The sequence below is a fragment of the Paenibacillus sp. Cedars genome (assembly GCF_003184205.1).
In the GTDB taxonomy this organism is placed as follows: domain Bacteria; phylum Bacillota; class Bacilli; order Paenibacillales; family Paenibacillaceae; genus Paenibacillus_AQ; species Paenibacillus_AQ glucanolyticus.
Genome location: NZ_CP020866.1, coordinates 4992040 through 5009541, shown reverse-complemented (window position 1 = coordinate 5009541; position 17502 = coordinate 4992040). Strand labels below are relative to the sequence as shown.

Genomic DNA, 17502 nt, shown 5'->3' with positions numbered 1-17502 from the left:
TATGAAGGGGATTTATATAGATGTATAACACAGAACTTAAACGATATTTCAGCCAGGAGCTATTGGATTGGTACGAGGTGAATAAAAGGGATCTGCCATGGCGCAGACACCGCGATCCTTATTATATTTGGGTATCGGAAATTATGCTGCAGCAGACCCGGGTGGATACGGTTATTCCATATTTTCATCGGTTTATCGAGCGGTTCCCGACGATCCAATCGCTTGCAGATGCACCGGAGGACGATGTGCTGAAATGCTGGGAGGGTCTAGGGTATTATTCCAGGGCACGCAATCTCCAGGCTGCTGCAAGGCAAGTAACGGAGCTGTATGGTGGCGTTATGCCAAGCGGTAAAGACGAAGTGTCGGGACTTAAAGGCATCGGTCCTTACACTTCAGGCGCCATTCGCAGCATTGCATTCAACATTCCCGCGGCCGCGGTGGATGGTAACGTGATGCGCGTGCTGTCCCGTTATTTTTTGATTGAAGAAGATATTATGAAAGTGAAGACACGTACCAAGATGGAGGAGCTGGTGCTTACTCTGGTCCCTGAGGGACGAGCATCGGATTTTACGCAGGCACTGATGGAGCTGGGGGCATTAATCTGTACGCCGAAGTCGCCCAAATGTCTGGTGTGCCCGGTCATGGAGCACTGCACGGCACGGTATGAGGGCAAGGAGGAGTCCCTTCCGATTAAGACAAAGGCGAAGCCCCCTCGTCCTGAATATCGCCTTACAGCCATCGTAGAGGGTACGGGCGTGCACGAAGGAAAAATTCTGATCCGCAAGCGGCCATCAACCGGCCTGTTGGCAGGAATGTGGGAGCTGCCTCATGTCATTGTGCCGGCATCGGCAAACCCGGCTGTGATGCCCGAGGAGCCGGCTATGAGCCATCTGCAAGGCGCTTTGCTGGAGGAAGGGATTCCGGTTTTGCCAATCGGCCATGTGATGGACGCGGAGCATACCTTTAGCCATATTCATTGGAATATGGGGGTATACCGCTGCACATGGCAGGATGCGCCGATATCTTCCCTGCAAGCCGCAGAAAGCGCAGCAGCGTATGAGACGGGCATCGAGCAATTCCGCTGGATTCACGTGCATGACATGGAACGCTACGCGTTCCCGAACGTGTTCATCCGTATTTTACATTCGTATTTCTCATCTTGAAGCTGTTCTCCTTCCTAGGAGAAGTATAGAAGGAAACCGCATAAGGAGTAGTGAAGCTGTTGCATAGCTGGAAGAATGCGCTGTTGTACATTTTTGGTATCGGGGTTTCCAATCTCGGGAACTGGATCTATCTGGTTGCGATCAATTTGCTTGTGCTGCATATGACAGGCTCTCCTGCTGCCGTGGCTGGATTGTTCATCATTCGGCCGCTTGCAACCTTATTGACTAACTCGTGGGCAGGGAGCATCATTGACCGGATGAATAAGCGCAAGCTTATGATTTCAACCGATATTATTCGGGGTGTCCTGATTGCCACAATCCCTTTTATGTCCTCCGTGTGGGGGATTTATATCATCATGTTCCTGATAAATGTGGCGGGCTCCTTCTTCGGGCCTACCTCAATGACTTATGTCACGAAGTTGATTCCGACAGAGGAACGAAAGCGGTTTAATGCATGGTCCAGCTTTACTACTTCCGGAGCCGTACTGCTGGGTCCCGCTATATCTGGACTATTGATCGCTTATACGGATATTCGAATCAGCATTGTTATTAATGCGGTATCATTCTTTATCTGCGCACTGGTCATTTACTTTCTTCCCGATGTGGATGGGGAGGAATTGGATGGCAGCAAACGGAATGTCATCACGATGAAGACACTCCTTCAGGACTGGATCGCTGTCATTGATTTCGGCAAAGCCGCGAAATATTTCATGCTGGTCTACCTGTTGTTTCAATGCGCGATGCTGCTCGGATTTGCGCTCGATTCCCAGGAGGCAACCTTCATTAAACAAGTGCTGCTGCTCGGAGATGAGGATTACGGTTTGCTTATAAGTGTAGCAGGAGCAGGGTATTTGGCAGGCTCGGCGGCGGCGTCTCTATCGGTAAAATGGCTGTCGCTGCGTATGTTTATCGGAGCTGGCGTCCTGCTGTCGAGTGCGGGTTATATGATTTTCTATGCAGCTTCCGGCCTTGTGACTGCAGTAATCGGATTTATCATTTTTGGTTTTTTCTCTTCGTATGCCAATGCGGGGTTTACCACATTCTTTCAAAATCAGGTGCCTATCGATCTGATGGGACGCTTCACCAGCGTGACCCGTATGTTGGAAGGGATGCTTCAGATCGCTCTTACGCTTCTGCTAGGCTTTGCAGCTGATGTATGGTCACTACAGGCCGTCTGCCTGATCGGTGCAGGTGCAGCGGTTCTTATCTCGGTCGTATTATGGGGTGTCATCTATGCACCATCCAAAGTCCGCTATTACGAGTCCGATAAGGTGACGGCGACCGGCATCCATTAAACGATAGTCGTAGACATCAAAAAAAGGCTGCTACAGCGGTAGACATGATCTACAGCTGTAAGCAGCCTTTTTGTATGCATCGGCTTAGTTAAACGATATTACTTCGCGTTATCGTAGCGTTTGCCGACTTCTTCCCAGTTGACTACATTCCAGAAAGCGGAGATGTAATCAGGGCGTTTGTTTTGATAGTTCAGGTAGTAAGCATGCTCCCAAACGTCAAGGCCAAGGACAGGTGTTTGACCTTCCATGATCGGGCTGTCTTGGTTAGGTGTGCTGGTTACTGCCAATTTGCCGTCTTTAACAACGAGCCAAGCCCAGCCGCTGCCGAAACGTGTTGTAGCTGCTTTTGCGAAATCTTCTTTGAATTTATCGAAGCCGCCCAGTTCATTGTTGATAGCATCAGCCAATGCGCCAGTCGGTTGTCCGCCGCCATTAGGTCCGATAACTTCCCAGAACAGGGAGTGGTTTGCATGGCCGCCGCCGTTGTTACGAACTGCTGTGCGGATGCTTTCTGGAACAGCGTCAAGGTTAGCAATCAGTTCTTCAAGGGATTTGTCTTGAAGCTCAGGAGCGTTCTCAAGCGCAGCGTTCAAGTTCGTTACGTAGGTATTATGGTGGCGATCGTGGTGGATCTCCATCGTTTGTGCGTCGATATGAGGCTCGAGCGCGTTGTTTGCGTAAGGAAGTGCTGGTAATTGAAATGCCATAATAAAAACCTCCTGTAAATTTAGTTTTTGGTTATGATGAAAGGTCTTCCTTCATCAGGAAGTCTTTATCATCCCGGAGCAATGAGATATGTAATCCGGCTACACTACATATATTAAACCGTTTTGGGTGATTAAATCAACTTTTATGTTTGAAAAGTCCGAAAGACCTGATAAATCAGCAAAAATTTATGAAGAACTTTCCTGTGAAACTTGTCGTTATATATATGACCATGGACACAAGTCGATGACATCTGCATGGGACAATGAAAGGGATATGCCGAGGTAGAAGGGAGTCGTTTCAAAACATGAGTAGTACAAAGTTCAGAGTGACTGCCGTCTTAATGGCTGCAATTCTGGCAGCGGCACCGCAAGCAGAGGCAGCGGCAGCTAAGACGGGGCCATCGCAAGTCACGAAATCCAATTCGCAGAATCATGCAGTGCCTGCATGGAACGTAACGCTTGGCAATAACGTTACGGCAACGCTGGAGCATGCCGACGGATGGCAGCAAAACGGCACATATGTTGCAGTGTTTACCCTGAAGTACAAAAACGGGGGCAAGAGCTCCGCACGGCTGGTATCCTATTTTCCTAAGGTGGTGCTTCCCGGCGGTTCTGTGACAGCTGCTAATCCAATTACCAGAGATCTTGCCAAGAAGAAGATTGAACCGGGTCAGAGCCTCAGCGTGACCTACTATGCCAAAACCGAAGGCAACTCCTTATCCGGCATGAAGCTGGTGATGGACGTATGGAATCCGAAAGCCAAAGGCTACCTGCAGCGTGTCGGAACGTACAGATTGCCTGCCAATTATTCGGCAGCTGCCGCACCGGGATCGAGTACCAAGCTGCAATTGGGCGGTACGCCGGTTACCGTTCAGGCGGAATCGCTGGAGATCATTAAGTATGACGGCAAAGTGATAGCCAAAGTCGGCATGTACATGACAAACCATGGCGGGAAAGTGTGGAGCGACCGCGGTTTCGAACCTCATCTGGTGACAGCAAGCGGCAATTCATTCCTTCTTCATCACGAAGCAGGTACAGAGGGGGTACCCATCCAGCCGAAAGAGAAGAAATTGGTATATTACATAACGGAAATTCCCTCTTATCTTAAATCGGCCGGTTTGCGTTTCCTATGGACCGAAAACGACGACACACTGAAGCTCACCTTGCCGGTCGAGTCCTTTAAGCTGCCAGCGGCAACAGCTCCTAAATGGGATATCGCGGCGGGGGCAGCCAAGAAGATGACGATCAAGGGGATTCCGGTTGAAGCCAGAATCAGGCAGGCTTCGCTGCGTTCCTCCGGGGGCGAGGGCATATGGAACATCGAGATGTCTTTCAAGAACAAAGGCAAGAAATCGGTGGCAGTGCCGGGTTATGATTTTGCGATTAAAGCCTCGGAAGGCTCCTTCCATCCTTACAATCCGGATAACAAAGTGGGTCTGACACTGCGACCTGGCGAAGAGAAAACGATGTCGATGGAAATTTCGCTTCCGCTTGAGCTCAAGCAGGACAAGCTGAAGCTGCAAATGATTGAATCCTCTGCCGGGGATGATCCTTCAACCCAAACCCCTGCTAATCCGGCCGAGCCGGGCAGCGAATCGGCGTCAGGAGCTCAGGAGAAAGTGGCCCTGCCGATTGCCTATTTTGACATTTCGTATCAAACGGAGCGCAAGGCTTCCATCGGTGTCGAATACGGCGCGCAGTCTGCCCAGGGATTTGCTTACACGCTTGTATCCATGCAGCGTCTCCCATGGCAGGATACAGATCTCATTGTTGCCAAGCTGCGTCTGCGAAATACTCAGGAATCCAAATCGCTGCCGCTGCCTGAGCTTAAGGCAAACGTCACATCGGACGAAAAAACGGTGTTGACCGGCTCTGAGGTTATTGCAGAGGAACAGGGCTCTTTGATTGCCCCCGGGTCATCAACAGAGGTGTATGTCATGGCGCGGATCCCTTATACCAAGGACATCCGTTCGCTCCGCTTCGAGCTGTTTACCCAGAAAGATACAGCTAAATCTTCTTTCCTGACCGTAACCACTTCAGGAGCCACGCAGTCGATTGAAGTGCTGGAGAAGGGAAAACCCTACTCGGTTACCGTTATCGGTAAACGTGCAGATGCGCAGGAGCGACGGACCGTGATCTATGAGGGGGTAGATACCGACATTGTCTATTCCGAGCTGTTGCTGACCAGCAATGAACAGCGCCGTGTGCAAGCGGCCATGCTGAAAGGGTATTTCCAGAGCGCGGACGGAATGATTTACGAAGCGGACACCATTCAGCCGGAAGCCGCGCTACAGCCAGGGTCCAAGCAGTCCGTTGTCTTTTGGGCAAGGGTGCCAAAAGGGGTATCGGGCGAACTGGGACTAGCTCTTGGCACGGCGATGTCCGGCGGCAAGCTTGCGGAAACGGGGAAAGACGTTACCGGTGTGATGGGCGTGAAGAAACTGATGCTGAATCCGGTGAGACCGGCAGCAAGCTCCGGGCTGACGCAGCTCGATTGGTATCCTTACAACGTCTCCGTCACGAAGGCGTCAGGGCATTTGCAGGAAGGCAGCTCTTCCATTTCGCTGAATGTCACGTTTGACGTGAAACGCAGCGAGAGTATTACTGCCGCGGATTCCGGCCACAAGCTGATTCTGATCATCAAAGACGTGCTGGGACAGACACAGGAGCGCACACTTACGCCAGGTACGGATATCCAGGTGCCAGGTACTCGGTCTATGTCGATCGAGTTGACGGACGATCAATATAAAAGACTTCGCGGCGGATGGTTTAACCTGACCCTTGTGGACGAATTCCAGAATGAGCGAATCACGCTTGGCAGCCAAAGCTATAATCTGACATTCCAGCCTACTGTGGATCCGAATGAGGAGAGATAGATTAAGAATCGGAAAGGAACAGCGAACATGTTGCGTTTGGAAAATGTATCGCACAGCTTTAAGAACGGCAACGAAGTGTTAAAGGTGCTTCATAACATCCAGTTTGAAGTCCAGAAGGGAGAGATGATTGCTCTCCTCGGCAGCTCAGGGTCGGGCAAGTCGACGCTGCTCAACTTGATGGCTGGACTGATGAAGCCCACGGAGGGCCATATTTATATTGCCGATCAGGATATTGTCAAATACGGGGAGAACAAACTTGCCGTCTTTAGGCGCAAGCATATCGGATTTATATTTCAGGCCTACGAGCTTATTCCGACCCTGACGGTACGGGAAAACGTGGAGCTGCCGCTTGTTTTTCAGTCCGTTTCACCGTCCAAGCGCCGGAAGAAAGCGATGGAGCTTCTGGAGATGACGGGAATTGGCGATAAGGCAGCACTGTACCCTTCCCAATTGTCCGGCGGACAGCAGCAGCGCGTCAGTATTTCGCGCTCGCTGATCACGGAGCCTTCCGTCATTTTTGCGGACGAGCCGACAGGCAATCTGGACACCAAAACGGAAGAGGAAATCATCCGGATTATGATGGCGCTGAACGAGTCCATGAATACGACATTTGTCATCGTTACCCATGAGATGGAAGTTGCGGCCCAAATGAAAAAAACGATCATGCTCCGTGACGGTTACTTAGTTCAGCCGGAGGAATACACGAGACCCGCAGCAGGAGGCTCTAAGGCGCCTAATGCCTCATCGCTTCCGTCCGGTGTCGAGGTTCATTCGGAGGGGGCAGGTGAAGTCAGCTGAAAATTCTAGACAGCATGCGGCTGGCATGGGGGCAGATCAAGCGCCGCAAAGTAGTGACAGCCCTGTGCATGACCGGTATTTCCATTGGATGTGCGGCAATCATTGTTGCGATCAGCATTGGCAACGCCGCCCAGGGTTATTTGGAGACCGAGATTATAGGCGGTATGAAGCTGGATGAGATTACGGTGACCCCGCAGGGCAGCAGTGGACCCGGAGAGGGGGGCGGCGCTGCCGGTGGGGAGCGTGGATTGCTTACGGATGATAAGGTTCAGGTGATTCAGGGCTTTAATCATGTCAAATCCGTTATCGCGACCAAGCAGCTTGGATATTTCCGATCCATTTCGTCCGACAATCTGATTAGCGAAGGTGTTAATGTAGTGGCCGTGGACCTGTCCAAACTCAAAGAGCAGGGACACAGGTTCAAGGAGGGTGGTGCGCTTGAGCAGATAGGCGCCGTCGTCCTCAATTATGGAGCCACAACAGGATGGAAGGATGCAGAGACAAGCGAGAGATTGACCAATATGATGAATACCGATCCCAACAATCCGAAGCTGTGGGAAGAATTCCAGATGTATGAGGGCACCGTGACGGACATGAGCGGCAAAAGCATTCAGCTTGAGCAGATGGACAACGAAAAGAAGCTGCTGGGTCCGCAGATGTACGTAGGGGGTGTGCTGGATGTGCCTACGGGGCGGGAAGCCCAGTTTGCCATCTACGACAGGCAGGCCTATGTTTCCTTTGATACGGCTGAATGGCTTGCAGACAGCCTGAATTTGCAAAATGGGACGGCTTCCAAGCAGCGGGTATACGACAGCGTAACGGTCAAAGTGGATGACCTGCAGAATATTAAACCACTTGAGGATTTGATATCAAAACTTGCGCTTAATGCAAGCGACAATCTGGCGATGCGCGATCAGATCGCTTCCCAATTGGACACATTCAAGGCGATTGCACTGGGCGTAGGCGTATTTATTCTATTGCTGGCCTCCATTTCGATCATTGTAGCCATGACAATGTCTACGCATCAGCGCCGCCGGCAAATCGGCATTATGAAGGTCTTGGGGGCGAATATGCCGCAAATCCGCAATATGTTTATCGTGGAGGCCAGTCTGCTCGGTTTGCTTGGCGGTTTGCTTGGCATCGTGTTCGCGTATTTGATCATCAACGGGTTGAATTCATTCATTACAGCTTCTGCAGGGATGTCGGGGCTGCAGATTGCAGTTACGCTGGGCACGCTGCCCATCGGCATCGCATTCGCGGTGATGACCGGAATCCTCTCGGGGATTTATCCGGCGATAAGCGCAGCAAGAACAAATGCGCTCCTTGCCATTAAGCGGGATTAGGATTATGAGCATCGGAAAGGAAGCTAAATCGGTATGATCAAAAAAATCATAAAATGGACAATTATCGTGGCTGTGCTGGGTGTGGTGGGTTATTGGGGATATGGACAGGTGAAACCGAAAGAGCCTGAAATTCCGATGATGGAAGAACCCCAGGTCATCTCGTTTCCCGTAACCGAGGAAACCATCACTTCGACCGTGCAGGTCAAGGGAACGTCCGAGTACGGACGGGAGACGAATGTGTACGCCCCTTTTGAAGCGAAGGTCGAGTCATGGAGCGTAGAGAATGGCCAGCAGATCAAGCAGGGCGATACACTCTTTAAATTGGAGCAAACAGCGATCCGCCAGCAGCTTCAGCAGAAAGAGGCCGAACTGCAGAAGAAGAAGCTGGAGCAGGAACTGAAGGAATTCACGCTGAATCAGGACCTGGATAACGCGCCAGTCGGGGCAACCGAGGCCGAGCGTCTGAAAATGCTGGCAGACCAGGAAAATGCGCGGCTGAGCAGCCAGCTGGACGAAGTGAACAATGATATTGAACGACAGACGATGAATGATCTGAATGATAGACTGAAGAAGTCCACATATCAATCTCCGGCTACGGGGTTGTTTCTGTTCGACCCGACACAGCAGGTGCCGCAATCGGTCACGGCGAACCAGTATATCGGTAAAATCGTCGATCTGGATTCCCTCCGGTTCGTGGCATATGTAGGGGAGAACGAGGTGTTCAACATTAAACCGGATATGGCGGTTGAGGTGAAGATGCCTTCCATCAAGGATTTGAAGCTGAAGGGGAAAGTGCTGGAGGTGGCCAAATTCGCTGAGGCAACCGCCCAGGAAAAACAAACGTCTCAGACACCGCAGTTCAAGGTGATTGTCTCGCTGCCTAAGAATGACCGCTTGATCGGCGGATTGACGCTTAACGGAGACATTGTGACCAAGCGGAAGGACAAAGCCGTTGTCGTTCCCAAACTCGCCGTCATGACGGATGGGGGTAAATCATACGTCATGGTGGATAGGGGCGGCGGTCAAATTGAACGTCAGGATATTGAGACCGGTATGCAAACTCTCGACAAAATCGAAGTCCTGTCAGGACTGAAATCGGGCGATACCGTGGTTCTCCAGTAAAAATAGAAATCGATTACGCAGCGTTCTTAACGGCATATAGCCGGGAGGACGCTGCTTTTCTATTCGTACCCTTCCCAATAAGATAAGCAGAGGATTTAGTGGGTCGCTTTGTAAAATTAGTACAGATACAAAAAGCATGTATAGAAAGTATTGGAGTTGATTTTTACAGTGCGCTAACAGTTTTCAGCAGGAAACAGCACATACATTCAACAAAAATATGGAAGTAAATCCATCAATAAAAATGTAACCGCTTCAGATAAAGCGCTTACAGAAGAAAACTCGTGAATTTACGAGAAAGATGTGGTTTAATGGACAAGGAAACAGGATTTTCGCGTTTTTTGTAGTAAACACAAATGTCAGGTTTGCGTTAACGGAATACTAGATCTTTGTAAACCGGGTAAACCGCATCATGCTAACGAAAAGGGAGATTTTGAAATGCATGTTCGTTCCTTTCAGTTGAGTGACTGTACCCCCGTAACCGAGCTACTACAGATTGCTTTATCGGAAGACTGCTACGAAAACACGATGGAGCCCTTCTCCAGACAGCTCGCTTGGGACTCTGATCTGATTATGGTGGCTGAAGAAAACGGTGAAATCGTTGGTGCCCTAATTGGTACGATCGAACGCAATCATGGTTGTTATTACCGCATTGCCATTCATCCTAACTATCGCAGAAAAGGAATTGGCAAGGCTCTGATATCGGCGATGGAACAGCGTTTTCAATCACGTAAGGTCAGTCGGATTATGGTAGCCGGAGACGAGCACAACGCCGCAGCCATGCCATTTTATGAAGCCATGGGATACGGTGCCAGCCAAATCCTGCGGTCGTTCCAGAAGCTCAGTATCCTAGGTCAATAGTTGAACGACTAAGCGGTACATACTGCCACGTAAAACGGCGGCTTTAAGCTTCGACAGAGATAAGAAACGACATTTTTTCTATATGAAGCATATCTACCGGCCGTTGCAAATGGTTGGGAGATATGCTTTTCTATTAATGTACCTTTTTTGAGGGTGCCGCCGTCGGAGCTTGTAGGCGAAATCGAAGTAAGGTAGGTGCAGTATGGGACAAGTGATTCCTCCGGATTCAACTGAGAATGGCGAGAACAACGGACCACAGAATCAACCCAGCAAGAAGAACGGGTGGGCAGCCGAGCTTTGGGACTGGGTAAAGACGATTACGATTGCATTTGTTATTATGGTGCTTCTAAATATGTTTGTTTTCAACCTGTCCATGGTTAAAGGTGAATCAATGCAGCCGACACTGGTAGCATCGGAGCGGCTATTTATTAATAAAGTAGTGTATCGCTTTGCAGAACCGAGTCATGGTGATGTCATCGTGCTTAAGGATCCAAGCGATGGTCCAGACAAGAAGGAGTTTTTGGTGAAGCGTATTGTCGGCGTTCCAGGGGATACCATTGAAGTAAAGGATCAGACGCTGTATGTTAACGGTGTGGCCAAGGAGGAAGGATACACCGATGTTGCGATCGAAGATCCAGGCTTTGAGCCTGTTACCCTCGAGGAGGGACGGTATTTTGTTATGGGAGATAACCGTCATCTCGGAAAGAGCAAGGACAGCCGCATGTTTGGCAGTGTGAAGGAAAGCGACATTGTAGGCAGGGCGGAATTCATATTCTGGCCGCTGTCCGAGATCAAAAAGCTGTAGCTGCCAATGGACATCATCCCAGGAAAGGAGGCGCTGGAGAATGACCTACACACTCGGCTCGTACGCTCCTCCGCCTTCGGTTTGGGAGGAGCTCAAACAGGAACTGAAATCCGTTGCCCCAGAGCTTGGTATTGATGATATCGGCTTTGCTTCGGCGGAACCGTTTCAGTCCTTGAAGGGAGTCCTGCAGAATCATCGGGACAAAGGTTATGAATCCGGGTTTGAAGAGCCGGATCTGGATAAGAGGGTTACTCCGGCTCTCCCGGGAAACGAGCCCATGTCCTTAATCGCGATTGCGATAACGTACCATTCCAAAATGGACAACCCGCCAAAATCGGAGCCTGGAAAGTACAGGGGAATTATGGCGCGTTCTGCTTGGGGCAGAGATTACCATCAGGTGCTTCGGGAGGCCATGAGCCGTCTGGAGGCTTTTATAAGAGAACGGGTACCGGATGCAAGACTTGAAAGCATGGTCGATACGGGAGCGCTTGTCGACCGGGCGGTTTCCCAGCGTGCAGGCATTGGCTTTAGTGCTAAGAACTGTGCCATCATATCTCCGAAGTTAGGCTCCTGGATATTCCTTGGCGAGATGATCACCAATATCCCGTTTCCGCCGGATACGCCGGTTACCGAGGACTGCGGGGAATGCACCAAGTGCATCGATGCTTGCCCTACCGGCGCGCTTGTGGGCCCGGGGCAGCTTAACGCCCAGCGCTGTATTTCTTTTTTGACCCAAACCAAAGGGTTTCTGGACGAAGAAGTCATGCGCAAGATTGGCAACCGGCTGTACGGCTGTGATACCTGTCAGATTGTTTGTCCGAAGAATCGGGGCAAGAACTGGACTCATCAAGAGGCCTTCAAACCCGATCCTGAAAAAGCCAAGCCGCTGCTCCTGCCGATCCTTGATTTAAGCAACCGTGAATTCAAGGAAACGTTCGGAGATACATCTGCCGCTTGGCGCGGCCGAAAGCCGATACAGCGCAACGCTGTCATCGCGCTTGGCAACTTTAAAGATATTTCAGCTGTACCGAAGCTGAGCGAAGTACTGCTGAAAGACCCGCGCCCGGAGCTGCGGGGAACCGCTGCATGGGCTCTGGGCCGTATTGGAGGCGAAGAAGCGTTGAACAACTTAGAGAAAAGCATGAAATCAGAAGGGGATTCCCAAGTACGAGATATGCTGCAGCAAGCCTTGAATAAATTGAAGCCTGAATCGAATGAGAAAGAGGCCCCAACTGAGGCGCAAGCCGGGGCAGAAGTTTTATCCAGTGGCAACGCGTTGCCGGCTTCCCCGGATAAGGGAAATAAGCCGGAACAGGAGAGCCCCGCCATTCATGGAGTAGAGCCTATGGCCATTCCGGAAGGCGGACCCGAAGTTTTGTATTATGACGAAATTCAATCGCCGATCGGACCTTTAACGGTTTGTGCAACGGAGAAGGGACTTTGTCTGATTGAGTTCGGCAGCTTCTATGTAAAGGAAGCAGTCATCCAGCAGTGGTCTCGGACCTGGGCCGGCAACGGCGGTTACCAGCGGGACGAGGCGAGGTTAGCTCCTGCGACAGCGCAGCTGGAACGGTATTTTTCAGGTGAGCTGAAGGAGTTCGACATTGGGCTGGATATGCGGGGAACCTCATTCCAATTGCAAGTATGGGAAGCTCTGAAATCCATTCCTTACGGGACGGTTTGTTCTTATAAGGATATAGCCGAATCCATCGGTCGTCCAAAAGCCGTGCGTGCTGTAGGCGGTGCAAACAACAAAAATCCTGTGCCGATTATCGTGCCATGCCACCGGGTGATTGGAACCGACGGGGCACTGATTGGATATGCCGGCGGCCCGGAAATTAAACGTACCTTGTTAACGCTGGAAGGGGCTATGCCTGACCGGAAAGGGTCGTAAGGGATCTAAGGTGCCATCATGGGACTGCCTGGCTGCTATGTATCCGTTATTTTCATTTGCTGTGTCGAAAAGGACATGCTATGATAGGTTCGTATATGCGCCATTAAATGGTAAATATTAGTATAGTAGAAGGTGGTCAAGTGATGAACTATGTCATTCCGATTATTACATTGATCGTGGGTCTGGTTGGCGGATTTTTCATCGGTGTATTCTATCTCCGCAAGCAGCTGGAGAAGATGCAGAATGATCCGCAAATGCTGCAGAAGATGGCCAAACAAATGGGGTACAACATGAACGGCAAGCAAATGCAGCGTGCGCAGCAAATGATGAAAAATCAGCCAATGCCTGGTAAAGGTCAAGGTCGTAAACGCAAATCATAATGCCAGAAGGCCCGCTCGCGTCTACATTTAGGACGGAGGGGCATTTCTATTTAAAAAGGCCGCTAACAGCGGCTATAAGTTAACCGTTTGCTTTTTTTTGGGACGGAAAGGGGGATGTACTGTGGCGGGCGTAAAAGATTATGTAAATAACAAAGTAGGCGAAAACCGAGAGCAGATCGAGTACCATGTAGAGCAGATTTTGAAGCTGATCGGTGAAGATACCGAGCGTGAGGGACTGCTTGAGACACCGGCCCGCGTGACACGGATGTACGAGGAGATTTTTGCGGGATACGAAGTCGATCCTAAGGATGTTCTCGGCGTTACATTTGACGAAAATCACGAGGAACTGGTTATTGTAAAGGATATCGTCTATTACAGTCAGTGTGAGCACCATATGGCGCCGTTCTTCGGTAAAGTTCATATCGGTTATGTCCCAAGCGGCAAAATCGCTGGCCTGAGCAAGCTGGCACGCCTGGTAGAGGCGGTTACCCGCCGGCTTCAGGTACAGGAGCGCATCACCTCGCAAATCGCGGATATTATGGTCGAGGCGCTGGAGCCAAACGGTGTCATGGTCGTTGTGGAAGGCGAGCATCTGTGCATGTGCGCGCGCGGCGTGAAGAAGCCAGGCAGCAAGACTGTAACGTCAGCTGTCCGCGGAAGCTTCCGGAGCGATTCCGCGCAGCGTTCGGAATTCCTGTCTTTGATCAAAGACTAAGAATGAGGATAATGGAAAAAGGCTTCGCCCATGGAGGCGAAGCCTTTTTTTGCTGTATGATGAATGGATATTTTAAATACTTCAAGATGAGCATGAGGACCTATGATGCGCCATCTACCTGTTTCATATATTGTACATACTGGGTGAGGTTGCTTTTGTGTTCCTCGATATCCTTGATCCGGCGGGACATTTCCAGGAAGAAGGCTTCGATCTGCTCCCGTAAAACATGGGCTGACTGGCCTTTCCAATCCTGCAGACGGGCGTACATGACCTTCGCTTCCTGTTCGTCAGCCTGGATGGCGGCCAGCAGTCCCGACAGCTCACGTTCTGCTTGAAGCAAATCATCAAGTTCCAGCAAAATTTCTCGACTCATATCTTTCCCTCCCGGTCACTTCTTATAGATGTTTACCCGATGTTGTCTGTCCGCTCAAATAGATCAGCCTTAAATTTAATGTACTGAACAATATCCGTGGTATGCTGTAAATGCCACTCGCTCATCGACATGATGGATGCATCCAGTTGCTGTACAATCGGCTGGAGGCGTCTGCTGTGACTGGAATACATATACTTAGCGAGACGCTGCCTGATTCCTTGAACTTCGGCATCGCTTTGCTGGGCGTGTGTTCTCCATTTCTCGGCCACGCTTCGGAGCTCGGCAGGGGTGACCTGGATGGTGCTGGAGGAACTGCCTGCAGCATCTCTATTTAGGCCCAAGAATGGAGATAAGGCTCCTGCAGTTCCAAGTATCATGTTCCTCAACCCATCAAAGAGCATGCTTTCTGATGGGACTCGGGGAGACTCGATAGACTTGTCAGAGCTGCCGTCATACAGAGGGTTGGAAATATACCCATTCTCGAATTGATATCGTTCAAGCTGATGATAATTCGGACCCCCTAGTGTATTATCAATTTTTTCTTTTATGCTAATCCCATCGTTAGCATCTTGGTAACTAGAGTCTATGTAATAGGTAGAGCCTACGTGGCCGTCATAACCTCCCAAAGTGCCACTGGCAATAATATCACCTGGATGCGCAAAATTAATAATCTGGGAGTCGAACCCCCCATCCTCGGCTTTTCTTCTAAATTCCGGAGACAGACTCCCAATAACAGAGGGGGCACTAAAAGTCACAGCTGTCATACCTGTATAAGCAGCAGCATATTGTGCATTTGCACCGCCGAGTGAGTGACCTGTCAGAGAAAAATTTAGATCTTTATGTTTTTCCTGCATTTCTTTAGCGTAGTCTTCCGCCTGGTACATCTGATTGGTACCCAGAATATTCATATTCTTATCAAGCTTTCTTGAAGTTTCGCCGAGCCAATCGTTGATGCTGCTAATTCCAACCGCATCCTCAAATTTGGTTAGATGGTCCTCAAATGGTCTTTCAATTTCAGCTTTCCTTTTGAGTTCCGCAATTCCAATTCCAACATCACTTACATAATCAGGTATAGATGCTGATAACTGTGCTTCTCCCTCTGTCCCTCTGTATGCAATGACCGCTTCCCCAGTATCTCTATTCACAAAAGTGACAGCATCAAATCCTGACAACTTATAGCTTTTAGTATTTTCTAAAACCTCCCATTGTGGAAGATCTTCAATTTGAGTGCCTTCTTTTAGATCCTTGTATGCCAATCTGGATAAAATGTTATATGTTTCATCATTGACCATGATGAGTTCCTCCATCAAACATAATTCATTATTTTTGCTTCTTAGATTGGATAACCTTCTTTAGTTCAGGACTCATGACAAAATTTTTGGTTTGAAAGGTTTTGTAATTTACAGAAATATTAAATGTTTGATCTTTATGTCCAATGACATATCCTTCAACATCAATCTCATCTGCGACATAGGTAGGCATTTTCTTTTGGTTTGTTATCTCAACTTCCAGGTCATATTCTTCCTTGAAGAATTGAATTGCAGTTTCTCTGGTTTGGCTCATTAATTCATCATCATGGTTTGTAATGTCATCCGTGATACCTGAGGTATTGTTGTTTTTATTTGAATTCATATTTTGACAACCCCCTAGTACAACCATTGTTAACATAAGGAATATGAATGGTTTTTTCCACCCTAATCGGGTAAGCATATCAATTTCATCCCTTCCAGATGTTCATTCATTCTTTTTATCATAATCCAGTAAATAGGAGACTTCAACCGAATAAATAACCAGAGTAATGGTTATTAAGACCTAACAACGTGGTTATCTGAAATAATGGATAAGCCCTCCCTAAACTTCAGAAGCGAAGTAAGGAGGGCTATAACTTAATACCCAATATTAACCATTGCGAAGCAATCCAGCTGGATTTTGCTTAGAACGGCTTCCATTTTAACTTGCTGGCATGTTTGAAGCGATCCGCAACCTCTGGCCAGTAGACCACTTTCCACCAGTCGTTAATGTAATCTTTCCGTTTATTCTGATGTTTGAGGTAATAGGCATGCTCCCATACATCCAGGGTGAGGAGAGGGACGACATCCCATTGGGACAGGTTCTGGTGTTTCTCAGCCTGTAAAATTTCAAGCCGATGGCTGCGCGGGCTCCAGACGAGGATGGCCCAGCCGCCGCCTTCCACCTTGTCTGCTGCTTCGGTAAATTGCTTCTTAAAGCGATCGAAGCTGCCGAAATAGTTCTTGATTTGCTGGGCAAGCTCCCCGCCCGGTTCGCCGCCGCCCCGAGGGTTCATAATATTCCAGAAGATCGTGTGCAGATAATGGCCAGCACCATTGAAGGCCAGCTCGCGTTCCCAATGTTTCACGAGTTCGAAATCTCCGCTTTTTCGGGCTTCCTCCAATTTCTTCTCCGCTTTGTTCAAGCCGTCGACATAGCTCTGATGGTGAATGTCATGATGAATCCGCATTGTCTTTTCATCAATGTAAGGCTCAAGCGCATCATAAGCGTAAGGGAGAGGGGGGAGGCGGTGTCCACCAATCGGGACGGCCTGACCACTGTCGCCCATGCCTTGAATGGACAGCTCAGCCTCTGAGAGAGAGGGTGGAGGGGACGAGGCCTCATGAAGCGTCATGGATTGTTGCGGCATATCCATGAATCGCTCTAATGCTCCAGCGGAGTTGAGGGTCTCCAGTGCGTTCAGGAAATACTCGGACTCCCGGATGACGTGATGTACAATCGTACCGGCAAGCGGTACCTTCTGAACGGCTTCGCTATTCTCCTTCAGTCCGTGCAGCTGGCGGATGAACTCTCTGGATTGCTCGCAGGAGGCTCGAAGCAGCTGCTCTACCTGGGCCAGCACTTGAGGTGAAGGAGGCGCATGGTTGCTGAGAATGTGGCGCAGAAGTTCGTCAGCGACTTTTTCTGTATCGGCAAATACGAGGGCCCACTGATCCAGCATCTGAACGTAGACCGGTTCCAGATCAGGAACTACGGCTTTAATCAGCCCGGTATGTTTCCTTTCCTGATGTTTCCAATAGCGAATTTCCTCCAATAATCGTACCGGGAGTTTCGCTCCATAATGAAATAACATGTCCGTTCCCTCCAGTATCAGGTTCACTAAACTCACTATATTCATTTTGCAGCCTGTATTATGTGGAAAA

16 protein-coding genes are annotated in these 17502 nt (G+C 49.6%); 11 read left to right on the top strand and 5 right to left on the bottom strand.

Features of this window, described 5'->3' with window-relative positions:
• Positions 1–20 precede the first annotated feature (20 nt).
• Together mutY and B9D94_RS24610 are read left to right on the top strand one after the other, a co-directional pair.
• On the top strand, positions 21–1163 hold the full coding sequence (mutY, locus tag B9D94_RS24615; RefSeq protein WP_006208189.1) for an A/G-specific adenine glycosylase: 1143 nt from the start codon (positions 21–23) through the stop codon (positions 1161–1163).
• A gap of 59 nt (positions 1164–1222) precedes the next feature.
• Complete coding sequence (locus B9D94_RS24610; RefSeq protein ID WP_036638746.1) at positions 1223–2458, top strand: MFS transporter; 1236 nt, start codon at positions 1223–1225, stop codon at positions 2456–2458.
• A 98-nt stretch (positions 2459–2556) separates the two neighbouring features.
• Here B9D94_RS24610 and B9D94_RS24605 read toward each other — a convergent pair whose 3' ends face one another.
• The gene (locus B9D94_RS24605; protein WP_006208191.1) at positions 2557–3165 is read right to left on the bottom strand and encodes a superoxide dismutase; all 609 of its coding nucleotides are present in this window, start codon (positions 3163–3165) and stop codon (positions 2557–2559) included.
• Positions 3166–3470: 305 nt separating this feature from the next.
• Here B9D94_RS24605 and B9D94_RS24600 point away from each other — a divergent pair, with 305 nt between their 5' ends.
• The 9 genes from B9D94_RS24600 (at position 3471) to folE (ending at position 13956) form a co-directional block, all read left to right on the top strand.
• Positions 3471–6041 (top strand): hypothetical protein, encoded by a 2571-nt coding sequence (locus B9D94_RS24600; protein ID WP_036638750.1) that lies wholly within the window; start codon positions 3471–3473, stop codon positions 6039–6041.
• 27 nt (positions 6042–6068) lie between these two features.
• Positions 6069–6839 (top strand): ABC transporter ATP-binding protein, encoded by a 771-nt coding sequence (locus B9D94_RS24595; RefSeq protein ID WP_036638752.1) that lies wholly within the window; start codon positions 6069–6071, stop codon positions 6837–6839.
• A gap of 14 nt (positions 6840–6853) precedes the next feature.
• A complete protein-coding gene (locus tag B9D94_RS24590; RefSeq protein ID WP_006208195.1) occupies positions 6854–8182 on the top strand; it encodes an ABC transporter permease in 1329 nt (442 codons plus the stop codon).
• A gap of 33 nt (positions 8183–8215) precedes the next feature.
• Positions 8216–9304 (top strand): efflux RND transporter periplasmic adaptor subunit, encoded by a 1089-nt coding sequence (locus B9D94_RS24585; RefSeq protein WP_006208196.1) that lies wholly within the window; start codon positions 8216–8218, stop codon positions 9302–9304.
• A 435-nt stretch (positions 9305–9739) separates the two neighbouring features.
• Complete coding sequence (locus tag B9D94_RS24580) at positions 9740–10162, top strand: GNAT family N-acetyltransferase (protein WP_148248200.1); 423 nt, start codon at positions 9740–9742, stop codon at positions 10160–10162.
• Between the two features lie 202 nt (positions 10163–10364).
• Positions 10365–10967, top strand: coding sequence for a signal peptidase I (gene lepB / locus B9D94_RS24575; RefSeq protein WP_006208198.1), 603 nt, complete (start codon positions 10365–10367; stop codon positions 10965–10967).
• A gap of 40 nt (positions 10968–11007) precedes the next feature.
• Complete coding sequence (queG, locus tag B9D94_RS24570; protein WP_148248198.1) at positions 11008–12861, top strand: tRNA epoxyqueuosine(34) reductase QueG; 1854 nt, start codon at positions 11008–11010, stop codon at positions 12859–12861.
• A 143-nt stretch (positions 12862–13004) separates the two neighbouring features.
• A complete protein-coding gene (locus tag B9D94_RS24565) occupies positions 13005–13241 on the top strand; it encodes a YneF family protein (protein WP_006208200.1) in 237 nt (78 codons plus the stop codon).
• 121 nt (positions 13242–13362) lie between these two features.
• A complete protein-coding gene (gene folE / locus B9D94_RS24560; RefSeq protein WP_006208201.1) occupies positions 13363–13956 on the top strand; it encodes a GTP cyclohydrolase I FolE in 594 nt (197 codons plus the stop codon).
• A 100-nt stretch (positions 13957–14056) separates the two neighbouring features.
• On the opposite strand, the gene B9D94_RS24555 is transcribed toward folE, so the two are convergent.
• The 4 genes from B9D94_RS24555 to B9D94_RS24540 all read right to left on the bottom strand — a co-directional run bounded on the left by B9D94_RS24555 (position 14057) and on the right by B9D94_RS24540 (position 17432).
• Positions 14057–14329, bottom strand: a complete 273-nt coding sequence (locus tag B9D94_RS24555) for a hypothetical protein (protein WP_006208202.1) — start codon at positions 14327–14329, stop codon at positions 14057–14059.
• Between the two features lie 32 nt (positions 14330–14361).
• Complete coding sequence (locus B9D94_RS24550; protein ID WP_006208203.1) at positions 14362–15621, bottom strand: Tle-like phospholipase domain-containing protein; 1260 nt, start codon at positions 15619–15621, stop codon at positions 14362–14364.
• A 28-nt stretch (positions 15622–15649) separates the two neighbouring features.
• On the bottom strand, positions 15650–15961 hold the full coding sequence (locus B9D94_RS24545) for a hypothetical protein (RefSeq protein ID WP_006208204.1): 312 nt from the start codon (positions 15959–15961) through the stop codon (positions 15650–15652).
• A gap of 301 nt (positions 15962–16262) precedes the next feature.
• On the bottom strand, positions 16263–17432 hold the full coding sequence (locus B9D94_RS24540; protein ID WP_148248196.1) for a Fe-Mn family superoxide dismutase: 1170 nt from the start codon (positions 17430–17432) through the stop codon (positions 16263–16265).
• Positions 17433–17502: the final 70 nt, after the last annotated feature.

Bases quoted from the DNA above. Each gene is read 5' to 3' on its own strand.
- mutY (WP_006208189.1), top strand. From the start codon at position 21: ATGTATAACACAGAACTTAAACGATATTTCAGCCAGGAGCTATTGGAT.
- B9D94_RS24605 (WP_006208191.1), bottom strand. From the start codon at position 3,165: ATGGCATTTCAATTACCAGCACTTCCTTACGCAAACAACGCGCTCGAG.
- B9D94_RS24600 (WP_036638750.1), top strand. From the start codon at position 3,471: ATGAGTAGTACAAAGTTCAGAGTGACTGCCGTCTTAATGGCTGCAATT.
- B9D94_RS24595 (WP_036638752.1), top strand. From the start codon at position 6,069: ATGTTGCGTTTGGAAAATGTATCGCACAGCTTTAAGAACGGCAACGAA.
- B9D94_RS24590 (WP_006208195.1), top strand. From the start codon at position 6,854: ATGCGGCTGGCATGGGGGCAGATCAAGCGCCGCAAAGTAGTGACAGCC.
- B9D94_RS24585 (WP_006208196.1), top strand. From the start codon at position 8,216: ATGATCAAAAAAATCATAAAATGGACAATTATCGTGGCTGTGCTGGGT.
- B9D94_RS24580 (WP_148248200.1), top strand. From the start codon at position 9,740: ATGCATGTTCGTTCCTTTCAGTTGAGTGACTGTACCCCCGTAACCGAG.
- lepB (WP_006208198.1), top strand. From the start codon at position 10,365: ATGGGACAAGTGATTCCTCCGGATTCAACTGAGAATGGCGAGAACAAC.
- queG (WP_148248198.1), top strand. From the start codon at position 11,008: ATGACCTACACACTCGGCTCGTACGCTCCTCCGCCTTCGGTTTGGGAG.
- B9D94_RS24565 (WP_006208200.1), top strand. From the start codon at position 13,005: ATGAACTATGTCATTCCGATTATTACATTGATCGTGGGTCTGGTTGGC.
- B9D94_RS24555 (WP_006208202.1), bottom strand. From the start codon at position 14,329: ATGAGTCGAGAAATTTTGCTGGAACTTGATGATTTGCTTCAAGCAGAA.
- B9D94_RS24550 (WP_006208203.1), bottom strand. From the start codon at position 15,621: ATGGTCAATGATGAAACATATAACATTTTATCCAGATTGGCATACAAG.
- B9D94_RS24545 (WP_006208204.1), bottom strand. From the start codon at position 15,961: ATGAATTCAAATAAAAACAACAATACCTCAGGTATCACGGATGACATT.
- B9D94_RS24540 (WP_148248196.1), bottom strand. From the start codon at position 17,432: ATGTTATTTCATTATGGAGCGAAACTCCCGGTACGATTATTGGAGGAA.